General features: G+C 59.1%; 20 protein-coding genes, 2 pseudogenes and 1 riboswitch. Of the genes and pseudogenes, 8 read left to right on the forward strand and 14 right to left on the reverse strand.

Translation table 11 applies throughout. The features are described 5' to 3' along the window. Positions 1-29 precede the first annotated feature (29 nt). The 9 genes from N4R57_11250 to N4R57_11290 form a co-directional block, all read right to left on the reverse strand. Entirely contained in the window at positions 30-395 is a 366-nt protein-coding gene (locus tag N4R57_11250; GenBank protein UYV35650.1) for a DUF5368 domain-containing protein, read from the reverse strand. Between the two features lie 12 nt (positions 396-407). Next, the gene (locus tag N4R57_11255; protein UYV35651.1) at positions 408-1,709 is read right to left on the reverse strand and encodes an NAD(P)/FAD-dependent oxidoreductase; all 1,302 of its coding nucleotides are present in this window, start codon (positions 1,707-1,709) and stop codon (positions 408-410) included. 286 nt (positions 1,710-1,995) lie between these two features. Further along, positions 1,996-2,139, reverse strand: coding sequence for a cytochrome bd-I oxidase subunit CydX (gene cydX, locus N4R57_11260; GenBank protein UYV35652.1), 144 nt, complete (start codon positions 2,137-2,139; stop codon positions 1,996-1,998). Between the two features lie 23 nt (positions 2,140-2,162). After that, positions 2,163-3,323 carry a cytochrome d ubiquinol oxidase subunit II gene (gene cydB / locus N4R57_11265; protein UYV35653.1) on the reverse strand — a complete coding sequence of 387 codons (1,161 nt, stop codon included), beginning with the start codon at positions 3,321-3,323 and terminating at the stop codon, positions 2,163-2,165. 5 nt (positions 3,324-3,328) lie between these two features. Further along, complete coding sequence (locus N4R57_11270) at positions 3,329-4,936, reverse strand: cytochrome ubiquinol oxidase subunit I (protein ID UYV35654.1); 1,608 nt, start codon at positions 4,934-4,936, stop codon at positions 3,329-3,331. A gap of 108 nt (positions 4,937-5,044) precedes the next feature. Further along, positions 5,045-6,649, reverse strand: coding sequence for an ATP-binding cassette domain-containing protein (locus N4R57_11275; GenBank protein ID UYV35655.1), 1,605 nt, complete (start codon positions 6,647-6,649; stop codon positions 5,045-5,047). Further along, positions 6,646-6,924: an ATP-binding cassette domain-containing protein gene (locus N4R57_11280; GenBank protein UYV35656.1), complete on the reverse strand. Its 279-nt coding sequence runs from the start codon at positions 6,922-6,924 to the stop codon at positions 6,646-6,648. The genes N4R57_11275 and N4R57_11280 overlap by 4 nt, the downstream gene beginning before the upstream one ends. Beyond that, on the reverse strand, positions 6,807-8,321 hold the full coding sequence (locus N4R57_11285) for an ABC transporter transmembrane domain-containing protein (GenBank protein UYV35657.1): 1,515 nt from the start codon (positions 8,319-8,321) through the stop codon (positions 6,807-6,809). Before N4R57_11285 ends, N4R57_11280 begins: the two co-directional genes overlap by 118 nt. Positions 8,322-8,347: 26 nt before the next feature. After that, positions 8,348-9,049 (reverse strand): Crp/Fnr family transcriptional regulator, encoded by a 702-nt coding sequence (locus N4R57_11290; GenBank protein ID UYV35658.1) that lies wholly within the window; start codon positions 9,047-9,049, stop codon positions 8,348-8,350. A 188-nt stretch (positions 9,050-9,237) separates the two neighbouring features. Then, positions 9,238-9,452: riboswitch (cobalamin riboswitch) on the forward strand. A 127-nt stretch (positions 9,453-9,579) separates the two neighbouring features. On the opposite strand from N4R57_11290, the gene N4R57_11295 reads away from it, so the two are divergent. From N4R57_11295 to N4R57_11330, 8 genes and pseudogenes are all read left to right on the forward strand, one after another. Next, positions 9,580-11,457 (forward strand): TonB-dependent receptor, encoded by a 1,878-nt coding sequence (locus tag N4R57_11295; GenBank protein UYV35659.1) that lies wholly within the window; start codon positions 9,580-9,582, stop codon positions 11,455-11,457. Continuing rightward, on the forward strand, positions 11,432-12,292 hold the full coding sequence (locus tag N4R57_11300; protein ID UYV35660.1) for an ABC transporter substrate-binding protein: 861 nt from the start codon (positions 11,432-11,434) through the stop codon (positions 12,290-12,292). Before N4R57_11295 ends, N4R57_11300 begins: the two co-directional genes overlap by 26 nt. Then, a complete protein-coding gene (locus tag N4R57_11305) occupies positions 12,289-13,272 on the forward strand; it encodes an iron ABC transporter permease (GenBank protein UYV35661.1) in 984 nt (327 codons plus the stop codon). Before N4R57_11300 ends, N4R57_11305 begins: the two co-directional genes overlap by 4 nt. After that, entirely contained in the window at positions 13,269-14,027 is a 759-nt protein-coding gene (locus tag N4R57_11310; protein ID UYV35662.1) for an ABC transporter ATP-binding protein, read from the forward strand. Before N4R57_11305 ends, N4R57_11310 begins: the two co-directional genes overlap by 4 nt. Beyond that, the gene (locus tag N4R57_11315; protein ID UYV35663.1) at positions 14,024-14,710 is read left to right on the forward strand and encodes an adenosylcobinamide amidohydrolase; all 687 of its coding nucleotides are present in this window, start codon (positions 14,024-14,026) and stop codon (positions 14,708-14,710) included. Before N4R57_11310 ends, N4R57_11315 begins: the two co-directional genes overlap by 4 nt. A gap of 120 nt (positions 14,711-14,830) precedes the next feature. Beyond that, entirely contained in the window at positions 14,831-15,199 is a 369-nt protein-coding gene (locus N4R57_11320) for a hypothetical protein (protein ID UYV35664.1), read from the forward strand. A 58-nt stretch (positions 15,200-15,257) separates the two neighbouring features. Further along, a pseudogene (locus N4R57_11325) lies at positions 15,258-15,317 on the forward strand (hypothetical protein). 48 nt (positions 15,318-15,365) lie between these two features. After that, positions 15,366-16,015 (forward strand): annotated as a pseudogene (locus N4R57_11330) (efflux RND transporter permease subunit). Positions 16,016-16,127: 112 nt separating this feature from the next. On the opposite strand, the gene N4R57_11335 reads toward N4R57_11330, so the two are convergent. The 5 genes from N4R57_11335 to N4R57_11355 form a co-directional block, all read right to left on the reverse strand. Beyond that, positions 16,128-16,928, reverse strand: coding sequence for a TIGR03084 family metal-binding protein (locus tag N4R57_11335; protein ID UYV35665.1), 801 nt, complete (start codon positions 16,926-16,928; stop codon positions 16,128-16,130). 111 nt (positions 16,929-17,039) lie between these two features. Then, positions 17,040-18,695, reverse strand: coding sequence for a hypothetical protein (locus N4R57_11340; protein ID UYV35666.1), 1,656 nt, complete (start codon positions 18,693-18,695; stop codon positions 17,040-17,042). After that, a complete protein-coding gene (locus N4R57_11345) occupies positions 18,692-20,683 on the reverse strand; it encodes an acetyl-CoA carboxylase biotin carboxylase subunit (protein ID UYV35667.1) in 1,992 nt (663 codons plus the stop codon). The genes N4R57_11340 and N4R57_11345 overlap by 4 nt, the downstream gene beginning before the upstream one ends. Positions 20,684-20,690: 7 nt before the next feature. Further along, positions 20,691-21,506: an enoyl-CoA hydratase-related protein gene (locus tag N4R57_11350; protein ID UYV35668.1), complete on the reverse strand. Its 816-nt coding sequence runs from the start codon at positions 21,504-21,506 to the stop codon at positions 20,691-20,693. After that, positions 21,503-21,835 (reverse strand): hypothetical protein, encoded by a 333-nt coding sequence (locus N4R57_11355; GenBank protein UYV35669.1) that lies wholly within the window; start codon positions 21,833-21,835, stop codon positions 21,503-21,505. Before N4R57_11355 ends, N4R57_11350 begins: the two co-directional genes overlap by 4 nt. Positions 21,836-21,870: the final 35 nt, after the last annotated feature.

Consider the following 21,870-nt stretch of genomic DNA (forward strand, 5'->3'; position numbering starts at 1 on the left):
ACCGGCCCTGTTGTTTTTCTAATAACGGCTCAGTCGTTTTCGCCTTTGGTGCGACCACTGCCGACCAACGCCTCGGCGGTATAGACAAGGATCGCCATACCAACGGCACCAGCAACCGCCACGCCCAGTAAAACGATGATGTCAATCGGCCCGCCCATATCGGTCAGGTGTGAACTGGTCATGACCAGCAGAAACCACACGGCCCCAATGGCGCCGATGGGCATGGAAAGCTGCGCCAGCAGAAACTTTTTCCAACTAACCGAGCGGTCCCGGACGAGAACAAAGAGATAGCCCAGCGTCACGATCACTGCAGCAGCCACCATGAGCCAGAACAGCCCGCGGCCAAAAATCTCTTCAAAGACAGCAATCAAAGTGGCGAATGTCAGGTCTTTCATATCGTGCCCTCCTCAGGCGTCGCCGCGCAACATAGCGTTATAAGTGGCTTTCAGCGCGACTTCCTTCATTAGCCAACTGATCCAAAGCTCTTCCAACGGCGCAATGATGCCCGGAAAAGACGGCGTCAGGTTATTCTGGTAATCAAACTCCACTAGCATGGCGCGCCCGATCCGGGTGATCAGCGGGCAAGAGGTATAGCCGTCGTAGGTTTGGGTTCCCTCTTTGCCGTCAATGGCGGCTACAAGGTGATCCTCGACCACCGGCACCTGCCATTTCACGCTTGCCGCAGTCTTGCCCTTGGGCACTCCCGCCACATCGCCCAGCGCAAAAATTTCTGGATGGCGCAGGTGGCGCAGGGTCTTCATGTCAACCTCGACCCAGCCCTGATCCGTCCATTTGTCGGCCCAACTCAGGCCAGAGGCGCGGATAAACTCCGGTGCGCGCTGCGGCGGAATGACGTGGAGGTAGTCATAATCAACCTCCTCCGCGCCGCTGGCGGTGGTGAAGGTGGCGCGTTTCTTGTCCGCATCCACTGCCGTCAACGTGCGTTTCATTAACGTATCTACGCCGCGATCCTGAAACAGCATCCGCACTTTCTCTGCCACGATAGGCACGCCAAACAGCGATCCTTGCGGCGCGGCATAGATCATATTCATCTTGCTCGCGTTGCCTGCCCGGCGGGCAATATCGTCGATCAAAAACGTATGCTTCAGAGGCGCGCCAGCACATTTCATCTCGGTCGCAGGCCGTGTGAATATTCCGGTGCCGCCTTCTTCGGTGAATTTTTGCGCCGCTTTCCACGTGCGCGCCGCATGCTCGGGTCCGCCATAAAGCGCCCCGATACCGTTTTCCCCGATCATATCGGTCGAAAACCCTTCGATGGCGTCGTAATCAAGGATCAATCCCGGCGCGAGCACAAGCCAGTCATAGTCGATGGTCTTCCCGCTCTCGGGGCTGACGGTTTTGGCCTCGGCATCAACAGCAGCGACCTTTTCGGTCACCCAGTTAATGCCCTTTGGCAACCAGTGGCTTTCGTCAGTAGAAACGTAGCTGGCGGGCTTCAAACCCGTGGCAACCAAGGTAAGACCGGGCTGGTAAAGATGCGTTTTGCGCGGGTCGATGATGGTGATCTGCGCGCCGTCAAGCCGCTCGTTCAGGCGGTTGGCAAGGGCAGTGCCAGCAGCCCCCGCACCCACGATCACAATCCGCGCCGACGTGGTAACTTGTGTCCGGGCCGATGTGGCGCGAGCCAGTGGCACTGTTGCGGCGGCACCGCCAAGGGCGGCAATGCTCAGAAATTCTCTGCGTTTCATAGGTTTGCTCTCCTGCTCCGAAAGTGCCGCGCAATAAACGGCGAGTCGGTATAGCCAATCCTAACCCCATGGCGGCGCAAGCTTTGGTGACTTGGTCACATAAGGTTGCGAAAACGAGGAAGAATGACGTGAGGCAGCAGGACCGTTGTTTGTCGTGGACATAGGTTGAAACGGCTTAGGGTGAGCGAGCACGCGCATTCAGCGACAACATAATAAATGACCGGATAATAAATGACCGGCGCAAAGGCCGGTCATCTAAGCGTTTAGCCGGGGTGTCCGGTTTTGTTTAACGATCAGTCTCACCATCAGAGGTGGCTTTATCATCTTCCCCCGTCAGCGCCCTGTCGCGTAGCAACTCAAGCCACATCGCGTTCATCACGGCAAAGATCGCGGCCAACGGCAGACCAAGAAGCCAAGCAAAATACCACATATCTGTATCCTTTCAGTCGCTGATCAATAACTGTGGCCAGAGCCGGTGATGTCGTCTTCGGTCACCTTGCCCCAGAGCACTTTGTATACCCATGCCGTGTACAAAAGGATCAGCGGCATAAAAATCGCCGTGACCACCAGCATGATAAAGAGCGTCAGGTGCGAAGACGAGCTATCCCAGACGGTAAGCGATGAATCCGGCGAGATTGACGATGGCAGAATGAACGGAAACATCGTCAAGCCGACACTGGAAATCGCACCGAAGATCCCAAGTTTTGACCAAAGCAGGGTTGAAACCTCCCTGCCCGCCCGCAGCCCCATCACCGCCAGTACCATGCCGAGCAAGCCGAGCACCGGGGCGAGCGCGATCCACGGACGCTCGCCATAGGCCGCAAGCCACGACCCACCCCGCGAGACTTCTGAGTACAGCGGGTTCGACGGACCATCCCTAACCACCTCGCCAATAATCGCATAGCCTTCGATCCCGAAGGCGAGCCAAAGACCGGCAAGGATATAGCCAGCAATGGTAACACCTCCAGTCACGGTGCCATATGCCCGCGCGCGTTCTGCAACTGGCCCCTCTGCCTTGAGCGAAAGCCACGCCGCGCCATGTGTTACCAGCATCGCCAACGAGACAACGCCTGTCAGCAAGGCGAAGGGGTTCAATAACCCGGCGAACTTGCCAAAATAGCTGCCTTCATAGCGTGAGAAGAGATCAGGCGTCAGCTCGAATGGCACGCCCTGCATAACGTTGCCCACGGCCACACCAAAGATAAGCGCCGGTACCGCGCCACCCGCGAAAAGCGCCCAGTCCCAGCTGTTACGCCACGTGGCGCTCTCGCGTTTGGAGCGATATTTGAAGGCCACCGGCCGCACGATCAGAGCCGCAAGCACGACAAACATTGCAAGGTAAAAGCCCGAAAAGCTCACGGCATATAGCGGCGGCCAAGCGGCAAAGATCGCCCCGCCCCCAAGGATGAACCACACTTGGTTCCCCTCCCAGACCGGGCCGACCGTGTTGATGACCACCCGCCTCTCTACATCGGTTCTACCGACGAATGGCAACAGCGCCCCCACCCCCATGTCGAAACCATCGGTCAAGGCAAAGCCGATCAGCAAGACGCCAAGCAGCAGCCACCAGATAACGCGTAAAACGTCGTAGGAAATAAGTTCGAAAAGGATCATGTCAGTTACTCCGCTGGAGCGGCCGGGATCTGGCCGTCATGGGTGCGCAAACGATGCTCGTGCCGTGCCTCCCAGGCTTCAGTTTCGGCAACGTCTTCGGTCGGACCGCGGCGGATGTATTTCAACATCAACCCCATTTCGACGATGAAAAGCACTGTGTAGAAGATCATGAAGCCCGCGAGGGTCAGCAACAGGCCCTGCACGGACAGGTGGCTCACCGACAAGGCCGTCGGCAACACGCCGTCCACTGTCCACGGCTGGCGACCGTATTCGGCCACGAACCAGCCCAACTCTGCTGCGATCCAGGGTGCCGGGATGATCGCCACTCCAAGGCGCAGCGCCCAGCGCGGATAACTCTGCTGGCGGAAAGACGAGCGCCAGAAGAAATAGAGCATCACTGCGATAAAGCCAAAGCCGAGCCCCACCATGATGCGGAACGCCCAGAACAACGGCAGCACGCCGGGAATGGTATCCTCAGCCGTCATGGCAATCTGTTCGGGCGTCGCGTCGCGCGGATCTTCCATGTATCGCTTGAGCAGGAAGGCAAAGCCAAGGTTCTCCGAGTTCGCCTCAAACACCGCGCGAACCTCAGTCGGGGTAGCGTCGCGTTGTTCGCGGATGGTCATAAGCGCATCATAGGCTTTGATGCCGCTTTTGATGCGCACCTCGGCCTCCGCCACCAGATCGTTGATGCCCGGAATTTCCTTGGTCAGCGAGCGGGTGCCAATGAGCCCCATCACCCAAGGAATCTCAACCGCATAATGGGTCTCACGCGCGGCAACATCAGGAATGCCAACAAGGGTAAAGGGCGCGGGAGCGTCATGGGTCTCCCACATGCCCTCAATCGCCGCCAACTTCATGCGTTGCGTATGACTGGCCGAATAGCCGCTCTCGTCCCCCAGCACCACGACGGACAAGGCCGAGGCAAGCCCAAAGGACGCCGCAATCGTAATCGAGCGTTTTGCCAACGCGGTGTGACGCCCTTTCAACAAATACCAAGACGACACACCCAGCACAAAAACCGAGGCCGTGACATAGCCCGCCGAAACCGTGTGCACAAATTTCGCCTGCGCCACTTCGTTGAATAGCACGTCAAAGAACGAGGTCATCTCCATGCGCATGGTATCAGGGTTGAACTCTGCGCCGACCGGGTTCTGCATCCAGCCATTGGCGATCAAAATCCACAGCGCCGAGAAGTTAGAGCCAATCGCAACCAGCCATGCCACAACGAGGTGCTGCACCTTGCTTAGCTTGTCCCAGCCAAAGAAGAACAGGCCGACAAAGGTTGCCTCAAGAAAGAAGGCCATAAGCCCCTCAATCGCCAGTGGCGCACCAAAAATGTCACCGACATAATGGCTGTAATAGCTCCAGTTCATGCCGAACTGGAACTCCATGGTGATACCCGTGGCGACACCAAGTGCAAAGTTAATGCCAAACAGCATTCCCCAGAATTTCGTCATCTGACGCCAGATCGGCCGGCCAGTCATGACATAGACGGTTTCCATGATCGCAACGAGGATCGACAACCCCAGGGTCAGCGGCACGAAAAGGAAATGATACATCGCCGTCATCGCAAATTGCAGGCGTGACAGCTCGACGATATCGAGCTCCATTCTTAAATCTCCTATTATTTGGCCATGAATGCACAAGTCTTACGACTCGCGCATGCCGGCGCGCGCATGATAGCTAGCATCCGTGCCACGATCCAATCGGTGACTTTGTCACCCCGACCGTTTGAAACGGCAAACCCGGTCAAATACAGGATGATCCGCACCGCGATGCAGAGCAACAAGCAGCGATGCTTTGGGCAAAAAGCTGCGCACACCCGTCAGCACCATATCGGCGGTTTGCGGGTCGAGCCCTTCGGTCGGCTCGTCCAGAAGCAAAAGATCGGGTCGAGACAAAAGACAACGCGCAAGCGCAAGCCGTCGCGCTTGGCCGCCCGATAGGCCAGCGCCCCCTTCGCCCAGTCGCGCGTCAAGCCCGCCGCGCTCCTTGATCGTTTCGCCAAGCGCGACGGCCTTTAAAACACCCCAAAGCACTGCATCCTCATGACCAGCGGCAAGGCAGAGGTTTTCCCGGATTGTTCCGGCAAGCAGCGCGCTGCGCTGCGGCAACACAGCAACCCGTTCGCGAAGTGTGCTTTCTTCCCAAGCTGTCGGCGGCTTGTCATCCAGCGCGATGCCATCACCGGGCAACAGACCGGCAATGGCCAGCAACAGCGTGCTTTTGCCTGCGCCCGAGGGTCCACTCAACGCCACAGCCTCTCCCGGCGCTAGCGACAATGAAACATCCGGCAAGCTCACAACCAGCGTCGGCGCAGCTGCCAGCGCGGGCGCCACCCCGGTTTGTGCCGCGTGCGCTGGCGCAAGATCAATACGATTGGCCGCGCCAATCATACGGCCAAGCTCACCAAACCCGCGTCGCAGTGGCAAAACAGTCTCCGCCAATGCCAGCGCGACAAACAATCCGATAACGGCTTTTGCTGGCCCGACGCTGCCTTCTGCAAGGATCCAGCCCCCGACCAAAAAGGCACCTGCCGCTGCCAGCGTAACAATAACTGCTATCGCCAACCCTGCCCTACGCTCAACCCTATCCAGTAGTCGGGTGTCCCTGCGCACCGCCTCATCCATACGGATCAACTGGGTTTCCCGCTCGTCCATCGTGCCTGACAGAATAAGCGCCTCTCGATCACGGATCATGTCGATCATACCACGGCGCAGGCTTTGCCCGCCCTTCTCAGCCCTGTCAGAGGGGTCAAGCGTCGCGCGCGCAAGCCACCACGGCACGATAATCGTGGTTGGCAGATAAAGAGCCGCAATCGCGATCGCCACGCCCGGCCCAACAAGCCAGACCAACATCGCAAAAACCACCGCATGCGTCACGAAACCCGCGACCGCGGGCAAAACAATCCGCAATATGAGCCCGTCCAGTGCATCGACATCCGCAACCATCCGCGTCAATACCGCCTCACCGCGTAACCGCGCTAAAGCCCGTGCATCAAGGCGTCCGTGTTGCCCAAGGATGGTCACCCGCAACGCCGCGAGCGCCCGCAAGATGGCGTCATGGGTCAATAAACGCTCACCATAGCGTGCCGCCGTGCGCCCGAGCGCGAGAAATCGCACCCCGGCAGAGGGGCGAAAGACATCGAACGCAATCCCTATCCCGGCAATCCCCGCCAAGCCCGTCGCCGTGATAAACCAGCCCGACAACCCAAGCAGCGCCGCGCCCATAAGCAGCACCACAACCGAAAGCGCCGCACCGCGCGCCATCGCCCACGGGGCGGCGCTCACCAACAAGCGAATGATGCGAACCACCTGTGTCATGTCTGCATTGCCACGTTTTGGGCCATCGCCGCCGCCAAAACCGGATCGTGGGTGGCGACCAAAATAGCCCGCCCCTCTGCTCGTATACGCTCAAGCGCCGCGATGATCCGCCCAGCGGTTTCGCCATCCAGATCGGCCGTCGGCTCATCAGCAAGGATCAGATCGCCCCTGGCCATAACGGCACGCGCCAACATAAGACGCCTTGCCTCTCCCCCCGAGACACCGCCGCCGGTTTCCCCCAATCGTGTCTGCAAGCCATCAGGCAAACGGCGCACGATCTCCTCCGCATCCGCCAAATCAAGAGCCAGCCAAGGATCGCCCCCCTCTTACGCGGATCGAGCCACTTGCCGATGGTTTGGTTTGGAAAATGAAGCCGCTGCGGAACCAAAGCAACGCGGCTGCGCCAACCATCCGCAGTGTCTGCGCCCAGCACCTGACCGCACACAACGATCCGTCCGGCATCGAGCGGGATCAGCCCTGCAATCGCCGCCAAAGCCGTGCTTTTACCAACCCCGCTCGGCCCGGTAATCGCCAGTGATGCACCGGCCTCCAGCGCCACATCAGGTAGAGCCACCCGCCGTCCCGGAAGCACTGCAATCGCGCCCTCCGTTTGAAGCGAAAACGCCCCGGCTAAAGCCGCGCTGCGCGTCCCCTGCCCGACCATCTCAACACGTTCCGCCCGATCCATCGCATCAAGCTCTTCAACCACTGCATATCCCGCCGCCCGGTCGTGCCACGCTGCGGATAGATCGCGCAGCGGCTGAAAAAACTCCGGCGCGATGAGCAGCAAAAACAGCCCCTCGCCCAAGGTCAGCGGCGTGCCCCAACTGCCAAAGCCGATTTCACCCAACAGCGTGAAACCAACGAAAACTGCCACAAGTGCGACCCCAATCGCGGAAAAAAGCTCAAGCACGGTCGAAGAAAGAAACGCCACCTTCAGCACTGCCATGGTCTTGACTCGCAACGCCTCAGCACGGCTGGAAAAATCGGCGGTGGCACGCTCTGTAGCTCCCAAAAGCCGAATATCCGTCAGAGCAGAAAGCCGATCCATCAGCATATCATTCATGCTTGCGATCTCATTCATTTGCCGGCGTGACGCCTCTTCGGCAGCCATACCCACGAGGGCCATGAACACCGGGATCAACGGCCCCGCAACCAAGAGCGTCAGCCCGACGACCCATGATAGCGAAAATGCCATTGCGACCAGTACAAGCGGCAAGACAGACACACGCATCATCGCAACTTGGTAACGCGTGATCCAAGGCTGAAGCAGCGGTAGTTTTTGCACCGCCAGTGAAGCAACCGAGGCCGATCCGATCCCCGCCGTGGCCCGCCCCTCGCGCTGGATAAGTAGCGAGCGTTCGCGCGCAATGGTCTTCTCCGCCGCGTTATAAAGAAACGCACCTGCGCGATGCTCCAAAAGGGCGCGCAACACTCCGGCAATCACGAACACGGCGATGGCTGGCAACGTCCGGTCCTGCGCGACCTCGGCATGCACCCAGCCCGACACCGCCCAAGCGATCGCCGCCGCCTGAACCGGCCAGAGCAACCCGGCAATCACAGACAGCACACCCGCAGTGTTGAGTTCACGCGCGACCGGTTGAATAATTCGGTCCTTTGCCCTTTGCCGCCGCGATTTCGCGTCCGACACAGAGTGTGTCACATCAGGCATTTCTGGCACCTTGGCTTCCATCACAATCAGCGCGGCTTGCGCCGCGACCTCTTATCAGGACAGCTCCAGTTTGACGAGCCACGCGCCACCCGCGACAAAGCCCCTGCGGCCTCGATTGCAATGCATCCCCTCCGCTGCGTTATCCAGCCTTTCTCGGCAAAGCCCTTCAACCGCCGCGACACCACCTCGCGGGCGGTCACAAGGTCCGCAGCAATATCGCCGTGGGTTGCCGCAACCAGACCGCTTGCCTCATTTGCTATCAACCATGCGGCCAACCGTTGATCGTTTGAATCGATACCCTTGCCAGAAACCCGACGAAAGAAGCCGGGCAACCGCGCAGCGTGTTGTGAAAACAACGCCCTGCGAAATGCAATGTCGCGATCCACAAGATCGATGAACGCCTTAGGATCAAGCTCGATCCAACTTGTCGGCTGTAAACAAACCGCCTGAACATCAATTTCTGATCCCGACAGGATCGCCGCCGTAACCGGCAAGCAGTCTTGTCCGCCCGAAGCCCGGCACTCCGCCCACGGCAGCGTCGCACGGGTGGTCAGAAACCGCACCGAAAGCCTGCCGGAGCGAACCAGAACAAAGGACCGCGCAGTCCATTGCCAGCAAAACGCTGTTGCCCCCGTTGGCGCCATGTGAACCACGCCTCCATGATCCACAACGGCCCTATGCAGAACAGTCCGTTCACGTGTCTTGGTGGTTTCAGACTTGCGAGACATGGCCACTTCGGCGCTCCTTTCTGTCACGCATTTTATGCCACATGACCTGCGCGGCGGCGCGTGACAATGTCACCAAGAATACGGGCGTTACCAAGCACCCTGAGAGGAAGAACCGTGGAAAAAGGCCGCCACACAGCGCGAATTCTATGCCGCGCTTCAAAAAGGCTTCTTTCCTCAACCAACATGCGCTAGAAGCGACTCGCTTCGGTCCGGGCGTTTCGCCGTTCGGATAATAGGGAACGCGGTGAGGTGTAGCCATCAGGCGCCAATTCCGTGACTGCCCCCGCAACTGTAGGCGGTGAGCGAGGTCGGAACATGTCACTGTCGTGCCCTGCACGACGGGAAGACCCGGCCAAGCATCGACCCGCAAGTCAGGAGACCTGCCGAAGAGATCACCTAGTCCGGGCGCGGGGCGCACCAAGGGCGACGGACCTTCCGTTCGGTGACGTTTTCACCGCTTGCGGAGGTCAACTCTCCGTAAGCAAAACACACAGTCTTTCGCGCCCCGGCGTGAACGGAGGGACAACGATTTGAAACGTTCAGCACTTGCGAGATTTGCCGCCACCACTGCCATTACGGCTTTTATCACCACACCGCTTTACGCAGACGAGGTGATCAACCTCGACGCCATCATCATATCTGGTGGCCTTACCCCAATCGAAGCCGCCCGCTATGGCCGCGCCGCCAGCGTTTTGAGCCGCGAGGAAATCGAACAGCGTGGCATCACTTCGGTTCAGAACGCGCTGCGCGCCCTGCCCGGTGTCTCGGTCAATGGCGCTGGCAACAGCTTTACCCAAGTACGTATCCGCGGCGGCGAGGCCAACCACACGCTCATCCTGATCGACGGCGTCGAAGCCGCGGGCGGCGATAGCGATTACATCCTGAGCGGGCTTGAAACCGCCAATATCGAACGCATTGAGGTGCTGCGCGGGCCGCAATCGGTCTATTATGGCTCGAACGCCTCGGCCGGTGTGATCAACATCATCACCCGACAGGGCACGCAAACCGGCCAGACATATAGCGGCAAGCTAGAGTTCGGCGCCGCCACCACAGCGTCAGCCTTTGTCTCGACCCGCAACGCGCGTGGCGGCTTGTCGCTGGCCCTCTCCTACACTGACGACAAGGGCTATGACCTCTCTGGTGATGGCGGCGAGAAAGACAGCATTGAACGGCGCACCGCGATCCTCAAAGGCGACTATGCTCTTGGCGAGAACCTGACGCTCGGCTTTAACCTCCGCCGCTCTCGCGAAAATTACGACGCCGACAGCACCGCTTGGCTCGCCACCGATGCCGCCAGCTATGTCGTGGACGACCCGACACAGTTCAGCCAGCGTGACGAGTTCACCAGCTCGGTTTTTGCCGAATACGCCATGCTCGACGGGCGCCTCGTGCATCGTTTACAACTGGAAAACACCGACAACCGCCAGACCTATAACGGCGGTGCCGCCACTAAAACCCGTACCCAAGCGGCAAAGTACCGCTTGAGCTATGGTTTGGACGGACGCGCCGTGGCCGACGCCGACCACCTTCTCAACGCCATGCTCGAATGGGAAAAAGACAGCAGCAGCTCAAACCCCGCCTATGGCCGCGAGGCCATGTCCTATGCTCTGGAGTACCGCGGCTCATTCAACAACGGGCTCGATCTTCAGGCAGGCGTGCGATTTGACGATAACAAGGTGTTTGACGATGCGGTAACATGGACCCTCGGCATGTCTTATACTTTCGAGCAATCAGGCATCCGCCTGCATGCTTCGGCCGGGGCTGGGGTGGTAAACCCCACTTATTTTGAACTCTACGCCAACGCCTTCGGCTATTCGGGCAACCCAAACCTGACCCCCGAACGCAACCAAAGTTTTGACATCGGCGTCGAAGTGCCCGTGATGCAGGGCCGTGGCAGCATCGACCTGACCTATTTTAACGAAGCCTTGACCGATGAGATCACCTCGGTCAGCACCGGCCCCGGCACCTTTAGCTATGTTAACCAAACAGGCGAAAGCAAACGCCACGGGCTAGAGCTTTCTGGCAAGGTGCAAGCCACCGACACCCTCGCCTTCCGGCTCTCCTATACCTACCTAGAGGCGACCAACCCGGACGGCAGCGTCGAAGTCCGCCGCCCGCAGCATGAACTTGCGCTTGGCGCGACCCTGCAAACCTTTAACGGGCGCGGCAGCATAAGCGCCGACATCCGCCATGTGGCGGGCAACTACGACACCCAGTTTTGGGGAAGCTATAGCACCGTCGCGCTGCCCGCCTACACCACCGTCGACCTTGCAGCTCAATACCAGATCGACGATCGCTGGACCGTTACCGGGCGGGTAACGAACCTGTTCGACAAAGATAGCAGCGACGTCTGGGGCTATGCCAACAGGGGGCGTGCAATTTATGTCGGTCTTGGCGCGTCTTTCTAACAAGACGCGCAACGCGCTCTTGGCTTGGGCTCTGCTCTGCGCACCCGCATTTGCGGATGCGCCGGGCCCAAGCCGGGTGGTGTCGATCAACCTCTGCACCGATCAACTAGCCATGCTGCTCGCCGCGCCGGAGCAGCTTCACTCGGTTTCGTTTATTGCCCTCGACGGGCGTGTCTCGGCGATGACGAAAGAAGCCGGCAGCTATGTGATCAACCACGGTCGGGCCGAAGAAATCTACCTCCTTCGGCCCGACCTCGTTGTTGCCGGGGCCTTCACCCCGCGCTCGACCGTTGAAATGCTGCGCCGCCTCAACATTCCCGTGACCGTCTTCGCCCCGGCCAACACTTTGGACGACGTGCGCGCCCGAGTGACCCAAATGGGCGAAGTATTGCACCGCACCGAAGCGGCCCAAGCCATGCTCGATGATTTCGATGCACGACTTGAGCAGATCACGACCGATATCGCGGAAAGGCCACGCGCCATTCTCTATTACGCCAACGGCTACACCTCTGGCGACAATACGCTGGCCGGCCAAATCCTCCTTGCCGCGGGGTTTCGCAACGCTGCGAGCGAGACCGGCTGGACCGCTGGACGCAAACTGCCGCTAGAGGTGCTGGCCATGACCGACCCTGATATCGTGATAACCGCCCGTCCCTACCCCGGTGCATCGCGCTCCGAAGCCGTTCTGGATCACCCGGTCGTGCAGGCTCTCCGTGCCAACAGCGCCAGCACTGCTCTCGCCGATCAAAATTGGGTCTGCGGTACGCCCTTTGTGTTGCGTGCCATCGAAAACCTCGCTGCCGCGCGCTTAAACCTCACCGAGGCCGCGCAATGACCCGTCTGGCCGTTGCTCTCTCAGTGAGCGTGCTTGCGCTCTTCATGGCGTCGCTATTGATCGGACCGACCGCCATCGGGACCACGCAAAGCCTATCGGCGCTTGTCGCCGGAGGGGAAGATCCGCTGGCACTTGTTATGCGTGAAATCCGCCTGCCCCGGAGCCTGCTGGCCGCGATGATCGGGGCCAGCCTTGGGTTGGCGGGCGCAGCTATGCAGGGCTATCTGCGCAACCCGCTGGCCGAACCTGGCCTTATCGGCGTTTCGGGGACGGCGGCGCTTGGGGCGGTGCTGGCCATTCACACCGGGCTCAGCGCGGCTTTTGCCCTCGGCTTGCCGCTTGCGGCCTTGGGCGGCGCATTTCTGGGCGTGATGCTGGTGATGCTGCTTGCTGGGCCGCGCGGCACGTCGCTTACGCTAATCCTTGCCGGGATTGCGGTCTCGGCATTGGCGGCGGCGCTGACCTCGCTTGTCCTCAACCTTTCGCCCAACCCCTTCGCCGCGAATGAAATCATGTTCTGGATGATGGGCTCGCTTGCTGATCGCTCGATGACACATGTTTATCTCGCGCTGCCCTTCATGGCATTGGGCTGGCTGCTACTCGGCGGGCTCGGGCGCGGGCTCGATGCGCTGACATTGGGCGAGGACGCGGCGCAAGCCATGGGCATCGGCATCCCCCGTCTGCGCCTGTTGCTGACAATCGGCACCGCATGCGTCATCGGCGCAAGCACGGCCGTCGCCGGAGCGATCGGATTTGTCGGACTCGTCGTGCCACATATCTTGCGCCCATTGGTCGGGGCGCAGCCCTCGCGTCTGCTCTGGGCCTCGGCTTTGGGTGGTGCGGCAATGGTGCTTGCAGCGGACATCGCCGTACGGCTCATCTTGCCCGAGAGAGATTTAAAACTCGGCGTGCTCACCGCGCTGATCGGTGCGCCGCTCTTTTTGCACCTGATCCTCAAACTAAGACAGGAGCGCATATGACCCTGTTGTCCGTCTCCGACTTTTCGGTGCGTCTGCGTGGGCGCGACACGCTCAACTCGTTGTCGTTCGACATTGGCGCAGGCGAATTTGTCGGGCTGATCGGCCCCAATGGCGCGGGCAAAACGACCTTGATGCGTGCCGCCCTCGGCCTTCTTCCTTTCAAGGGCCAAAGCTCCCTCGCTGCGCTTCCCGAAAACCTGCGGGCAAAACAGGTCGCTTGGATGCCGCAAGCCCGCGAAATCGCTTGGCCTGTGACGGTGGAAAAGGTGGTGATGCTGGGCCGTCTGCCGCATCTTACCTCGGCGCAAAAACCAAGCGCCACAGACCACGCCAAAGTTGATGCCGCCCTCGCCCAAATGGAACTCGGTCCGATGCGCCATCGCTCCGCCACCCACCTGTCCGGTGGCGAGCAGGCCCGTGTCTTGATCGCCCGCGCTTTGGCCCAGGACACCCCGCTTCTGGTCGCAGACGAGCCGGTTGCCGGGCTGGACCCCGCCCATCAAATCGCCACGATGCAAACCTTCAAGGCCCTCGCCGACCAAGGTCGCTCCTCGCTCGTCTCATTGCATGACCTCGGTCTTGCGGCCCGCCACTGTACCCGCCTGATAATGCTCCAAGACGGCAAGCTGGTGGCCAATGGCCCGCCCGAAGAAGTGCTGAGCCCGGAGCGTTTGGCGCAAGTTTTCGGCATCACCGCTTGGTTTGAACACACCGATCAAGGCCCGGTTTATCAACCGCTCGAGGTCATCCGATGAGCCGCGTTACACTGGCCCGCCCATGGTTGGACTTTGATCTTGGAGAAGAGATGCAAGTGCTAAGCTGGGCCGTGAACCGCCCCGGCCTCGTGCTCGCCCGGCATGTTCTCTGGCGCGAAGTGCGTAACGCCGACCTACCGCCAGACCGTGATGTGAATGACTGGCTGGCGACTGAACTACAAGGGCGCAACGCAGCGCAGGCCGTGACCTTCCTCACCTCGCGCGATCTGCGCTTTTTTGCTGAAAACCATGCAGTTGCGGGCGATATCAAGGCCCACGCAGTTGCCACCGTCGGCTTCTCCAATGCCGAACGGGTCGGCCACCGGGTTGACCGTCGCGGCAAGGATTGGGGCACGATCAATGTTGCGCTGCGCCTGAATACGGGCCTGACCGAACCGGCACTGATCGAACTGATGAGCATCGCGGTCGAGGCCCGCACCGCGGCTGTAATCGACGCCCAGTGGCCACTTCCTTTGAACAACGCAGTCAATCTGGCGAGTAGCATGGCAACTGGCACTGGCACCGATTGCGTCGCTGTGGCCAGCCCAAGGGGACAAACCAAATACGCAGGCCTGCACACTGACATCGGCGAAGCCGCTGGGTGTGCTGTCTATGACGCTGTGCTTGAGGGCGCCCAAGAATGGATCGCGCAGGACAAACTGCGCGACGCCCCCTCCGTCTAGCCCAATCAGCAGCGCCCAACCTTTAAGAGGCTTTTCCCGCCTTCGAGCGCTATGATCTAGAGGGAGAGTTCGTCTCTCCCGGCTACAGTCGCATCGACCACTGGAACAACCCAAATCCGCATGCGTTTTGCCAACCCTGACTATCTCATCATGCCCGGTCAGGTCTTGCGCGTCGACGTTGGCTTGGGCACAAAAGAGGGCGTTCTGGTTCCGCAAGGTGCAACATCGCGTGCCGCGGATGGCTCTCTGACCGCCTTTGTGGTCAAAGATGGCAAAGCCGACAAACGGGTTCTGACAGAGGTCGGCGTCCATCTTAACAGCTGGATCGTAAGCAAGGGTCTGTCGCAAGGCGATGCTCTCGTCATTGATGGGCTCAGCAATCTGCGCGACGGCGCCGAGGTTGCAACAACCCCGGTGACACTACTCAACGCAGATGGCGTCGTGATCGACCTGTCGCCAACCGCCACCTCCGCGACTGAAGAGCAATAAATATGGCTGTTTCTTTATTGGCCGCCCAGTCTTTGCTTGGGTCTTGGCGCTTGTCACCATGGTGCTTGGCCTTTGGTCAATGCTTACCTTGCCGGTATCGCAATATCCCGATGTTGCCCCAACCACCGTGCGCATTTCCGCAACCTATCATGGTGCCACACCAAAGGCGGTCGAAAACTCAGGCGCGCCAGCAGATGGCTATAGCTCTGGCGCGGCCATGGCCGTGATGGAAGAACTCGTCAGCCAATTGGACGGCGGCTACGGTGTCGCATGGACCGGGCTCAGCTATGAGGAACCGCAATCGGGCACTCAAGCTCCCTATCTTTATGCCGTCTCGATGATCATCGTCTTCTTGGCGCTTGCGGCACTATATGAAAGCTGGGCCATACCATTTTCGGTCATGCTGGCCGTTCCGGTTGGGGTGCTGGATGCGCTGTTGGCCGCTTGGCTTTTCGGACAGGCCAACGATGTCTATTTCAAGGTGGGCCTGCTGACGACTATAGGACTGGCCGCACGAAATGCCATTCTGATGTTGAGTTCACAGAAGAGCTGCGCCGCGAAGGCCGCACGATCACCGAAGCCGCTGTCGAAGCTGCACGCCTGCGCCTGCGCCCCATCATGATGACTGCGCTGCCCTTTATTCTTGACGTGCTGCCTTTGGCAATCGCATCTGGCGCTGGTGCTGCTTCTCAGAATGCAATCGGGATTGGCGTCATTGGTGGCATGCTCGCCTCAACCTTCTTGGGCATCTTTCTGGTGCCTGCATTTTACGTGCTGATCATGCGCCTTGTGCCGGAAAGGAGCGCCCCTGCCTGACCCCGCGCACGGCGTTAAATCACGCAGAGTATCACGCAGTTTTTCTTGGCCGATGATTTGCCCTGCCCCGCCTTCGGTCGCCATCCCACCTCCGGACAGCATCGCACGGCTATCACACCTGCGCTGTGCGCCGGGTTCCAGGTGCTGGTGGCTGTTCTACCGGGCCTGCGAAACACTGTGCGATCGCCATCCATTCCGCCGCGACATCCCCCCGCACGCCGAGGGTTGTATCGGCAATATTACGCGTCTGTGTCACGACCTGACAGAACTCCGTGGCCGCACCCGTGATAGAGTTGCTTTGCTCGGCATCGCCCCATTCCCAGATGCCGCCCGAAGGGGCCGTCAACCGAACATACGGCATCTGATCCGGTACGGGCTTGCCGCGGTTCTGATAGGTCCAACCAAAGGTATTCACCCCTAGAACGGCGATATTTTTGATATAATCCTTGTCGTGGCGCACCACCCCCAGCGTGTCATAAACTTCTTGCCCATGCGCCCATGTTTCCATCAAGCGTGCGGTGATGCTGGAGCGGGCGCTCATGTCCGGGCCAGACCATTTCAGCCGCACCTTTGGGTCAGTCGCTGAAAACCTGTTCGCAACCTGTGGGTAATAAGCGTGCCACGTTTCCAGCAACGCCCGACCGTGCAGCCCATCAAGCCAAATATTCTCGAAATTACGCAAACTGGTCTTATGCGCTTCCTCCGTCGCGGCGGCGATGAACGCGTCAACATCTGCGCCCCCTTTCAGGGACAAATCTGCAGCATGGTTCCAAATGTGCAGATGGCCGATTACATGATCAATAGACCACCCCTTAAACTGCGTCGGTTGGGCCAGCTCTGCGTCAGATTTGTCTTTCAACAGCCCATAGAGCGCATTGCTTTCGGCTTCAAAATCACTTGGTTGGTCAAACATTTCTTATCCACTCCCCTTCGAAAACCCGACTGATCAAACGCTCTGCGAGCCTTTGTCGTCACAGGCTTGGCCTACCCGCTCGCGACCGCAACATTCTGAGCTGTTACAGCCTTAAAAACGCGCGACACCAAAGCTGTTTGAATGCGTTCCGCGCCGGTCTTTTTCAAAGTAAGTCTCGAGGCAAATCGCCAACACTTGGCGCGTATCGCGCGGATCAATCAGCCCATCATCCATCATCCGCGCGGAGGTAAAGATAGCCTCCGACGCGGCTTCCATGCCTTGCTCAATCGCTTCGCTTTGCGCATCCAATTGTGCCTTTGCTTCCGCGCTCGGCTCTTGGCCTTTCGCCTTGAACCGATCCTCGGCCACGATGGCCAATACCTTGGCGGCCTGCGCGCCCCCCATCACAGCAGTCCGCGCCGTTGGCCACGAAAACGAAAACGCCGGCTTGAGAGATTGCGACCCCATGGCATAGTTGCCCGCCCCATAAGAATTGCCCACGACGATAGTGAATTTTGGCGGGCGAAAATTGGCGACGGCCTGAACCATTTTTGAGCCATGTTTGACTTGCCCCAACTGTTCGGGTTCTTTGCCAACAAGAAACCCTGTCGTGTTGTGCAGGAAAACCATCGGTGTGCCGGACTGATCGCAAAGCTGCAAAAACTGCGCGGCTTTATTGGCACCCTGCGGTGAAATCGGCCCGTTATTGGTCAGAACCCCGATCCGCCAGCCATCCAGATACGCATGACCGCAAATTGTGTCCGCCCCAAAGTCCGCCTTGAATTCAAGAAACTTGGAGCCGTCTACAATGCGGGCAACGACTTCGCGCATGTCATAAGGGATCCGCTTGTCCTTGGGCACAATGCCCATCAATTCCTCCGCCGGGTAAAGCGGGTCTTCGGGCGCTTTGTCCCGCATCAGGTTACGATTGGCCGCCGGTGGTAACTGGTCCATTATCTCACGCGCCACGCGGATACCATCGGCGTCATTTTCGGCAATGTATTCGCCCGTGCCCGTGACCGTGGCATGCATATCCGCCCCGCCCAGTTCTTCGTGGTCAGCAATCTCACCTGTTGCCGCCTTAAGCAACGGCGGACCCGCAAGGAAAATATGCGATTGCTCGCGCACCAAAACTACATAATCCGAAAGCGCCACATGATAGGCCCCCCCGGCTGTCGCATTGCCATGTGCAACCGTGATTTGCGGAATGCCCGCTGCAGAAAGCTCGGCTTGCTGGCAATAGATCGTTCCGCCATCAATAAATGTTCGCGCGCCCCATGGGTCGCTATTACCCTCGCCCGACATGTCCGACAGGTTGCCACCGCCACTTTCACTTAGCGAAATAATTGGCAGGCCCGTTTGAAAAGCGATCTGTTGCAGCCTCAGATGTTTGCGCATCGTCGCCGAATTGATGGTCCCGCCCTTGATCGCATAATTCCACACCATAACCAGAACCCGGCGGCCTTGGACAAATCCGATGCCCATAATCAGGTTCCCGCCCGCAGTGGTGCCATCCTTATCGCCCAGCATCTTGTAGCCGGCGATGGAGTTCAGCTCCAAAAACGGCGCCCCCGGATCAAGAAGATGCGCCAATCGCTCACGCGGCAACAACTTTCCCGCTTTGCTCGCGCGCTCCCGGTAACGCTCTTCGCCATTGCGGATCTGCTGTTCGATCTTGCGGATTTTGGCAAGGCTCTCGCTCATAAACGCATGATTTTCCGCGAAGTCTTCGCTATTGGGGTCTATCCCAGTTTCGATCGGGTTCATGTCGGGCCCTCGCTCTCGCCATCCAAGTCCACTTCTACCAACAACTGGCCTTTCTTGACCTGCGCACCAACCTGCGCCGCAACCGTTGTCACCACGCCATCCCCATCGGCCAATTGTCGGTGCTCCATCTTCATGGCCTCGACCGTCAACAGGGCTTGGCCCCTCTCAACCCGCGCGCCCGGCGTGACGTCTATTGCAACGACAAGGCCCTCCATGTTGGCCGTAATGCGACCGTTTCCAACGGCATCGCTGGTCATGGCCGGGGCATAGGTCTGATTGCTGAACTGCATGGATTGCCCCTGCGCGTCTAGAAAGATGTTGTCTTCCTTGATGGCAAATCTGACCCTTTGGCGAACGCCGCCGAGTGTCACCGTGGCAACGGGGGCAACCGTTTCGTGCAACAGAATGTCAAAGCGGTCCTCGCCAATCGTGACCAAGAACACCTCTCCATCGTGGTTCACTTTCACAGACCACGCGCTGTCACCGCTAGTCAATTTCATGCTCACCGCCGTGGGCGCCGAATTGCTCCAGCCCCACGGCGCGGCCTGCACTCGTGCCCGCTCCTGTTCGCTCAGCAGCACTACAGCCGCCAACGCGACATTGCCCAACGCCGGGCTTGCCGCTTGGGTTGTTTTCGCCAGCGTTTCGTCGTCGATAAACGCTGTGGTCGCTTGCCCCGCAACAAAACGCGGATCGGTCAATATTTGGCCCAGAAAGGCCTTATTGGTCTGCACCCCAAGGATCTTGGTCTCTTGCGTTGCCCTGACAAGACGGCGGCGCGCCTCTTCTCGGGTGGCGCCATAGGCGATCACCTTGGCCAGCATCGGGTCATAATACGGGCTGACCTCCAGCCCCGTTTCGATCCCGCAATCTACTCGTACACCCGCGCCTAGGGCAGGCTCCCAATGATGAATGCGCCCGGTTTGCGGCATGAAACCATTGCTCGGGTCTTCGGCATAAAGGCGGATTTCAATCGCGTGACCACTCAGCGCGATCTCCTCCTGCGCCTTTGGCAAAGGCTCTCCTGCTGCGATTTTCAACTGCCAATCCACCAGATCGGTGCCCGTTACCAATTCGGTAACGGGATGCTCAACCTGAAGACGGGTGTTCATCTCAAGGAAATAAAACGCGCCATCTTCCTCCACCAGAAACTCGACCGTGCCAACGCCGCAATAGCCACAGGCCAAGGCCGCATTGACAGCCACCTCGCCCATACGCGCGCGCAACGCCTCGTTCACAAAGGGTGACGGAGCCTCTTCAACCACCTTTTGATGGCGGCGCTGGATCGAACAATCCCGCTCTCCCAGATACACAGTCTGCCCGCTTTGATCGGCTGCAATTTGAATTTCGATGTGGCGCCCGTTCATCACCGCTTTTTCAAGGATAAGCTCGCCGCTGCCAAACGCGCTCTCTGCTTCGCTTCTGGCGGATGCCAATGCTGCGACCACATCTTTGGTGTCAGCAACCAACCGCATCCCGCGACCGCCACCACCGGCGGCGGCCTTGATCATCAGCGGAAAACCGATCCGCTCCGCTTCGGCCAAAAGGGCGTCATCGCTCTGATCCTCGCCCTGATAGCCCGGAATACAAGGCACCCCCGCATCATGCATGTGCTGTTTTGCGACGCGCTTGTTACCCATCAACTGAATCGCCTCTGGTGAAGGGCCGATGAAAATGAGCCCCGCGTCCCTACAGGCCTGCGCAAACTCAGCATTTTCTGACAGAAAGCCATAGCCGGGATGGATCGCCTCGGCCCCTGTGCGCTTGGCAGCCTCAAGTATCCTATCTGGGCGCAGATACGAGCTGCCCGCCTGTGCCGGCCCGATGCAAACAGCCTCATCCGCCAAGCCCACATGAGGCGCGGTGCTGTCCGCCTCGCTGAAAACAACCACGGACCGATACCCGGCATCATTGATGCTTCGGATAACGCGTGCGGCAATTTCGCCGCGATTGGCGACAAGAACCTTGGTGAATGCCTGTGCGCTCATCTCTTAATCAATCCCATTTGGGTTCACGTTTTTCCAAGAACGCAGCGATGCCTTCCTTGGCATCTGCGCTTTCTAGACAGGCATCAATTTGCTTGCGCAGATAGGGCAACGCTGCGTCGAAGCTCATTTCGGACTGCTGATTATAGGCGGCCAACCCCATTTGCATCGTGCCGGGTGCCAAACGCGCCATTTGCTGCGCCAACTCGGCAACCCGCGCCTGCAAATCTTTCGCTGGCACGGCTTCATTGATAAGCCCGTAGTGCGCCGCCTGATGCGCATTCATCGCCTCTCCCCGCATGATGAAATCCAGCCCAGCTCGCTTTGGCATAACACGAAACAGCCCCGCCATGACCATGCAAGGCCAAATGCCACGCTTGATTTCAGGGGCAGAAAACTCGGCATGATCGGCGGCGATAGCATGGGTTGCATTGCACACCATCAGCAACGCCCCCGCCAGTACAGATCCTTGAATTTGGGCAATAAGCGGCTTGTTCAGATGATAAATACGCAAGCTGATGTCATCAACACCACCACGTGCTGGCACATTAGACACCTCACCGGCCTCGGGCTCTCCCCTCATGCTGCGCAGATCACCACCAGCACAGAAAACATCCCCCTCCGCGGCCAGAACCACCACCCGAATGCTGCGCCGCTGTTTGGCGTAATCCAAGGCATAGATCAGCTCATTGGTCATCTCTGCATTGATCGCATTCTTGCGCTGCACCCGGTCCAGCGTGATCGTAAAAACATGGTCGCTTTCGTGAAGCTTAACCGTCGTAAAACGCAGCCCCTCCAGCGATAGGGTATCCAGTATTTCCGTCATGAAGCGCCCCGAATTTCGATTTGGTCAATGATCTGTTTGGGCGCGTCGATCATTTTTGCACGCAAATATTCCCCCAAAGACTTTGCCTGCCCGTCGATGCGCGTTGACGAGGAAACCCCTTCTTCCAAAATGCCATGAATAAAGAAATTCAGCGCCCTGATGTTGGGCAACGCATACCGATCAATGTCAAACGCGGCAGTATCCGGCATCAACGCCTTCATCTTCTCCACGCTCAAAAAGTCATGCAGAAAACCATAGGCCTCATCCGTCTTGGCCCAGACCCCCAGATTGGCGCAGCCCCCCTTGTCGCCCGATCGCGTTCCAAACAACCGGCCAAAGGCAATTTGCGCCGTTTCGCCCCCGG

Source organism: Rhodobacteraceae bacterium D3-12, assembly GCA_025916135.1.
GTDB lineage: Bacteria > Pseudomonadota > Alphaproteobacteria > Rhodobacterales > Rhodobacteraceae > JAKGBX01.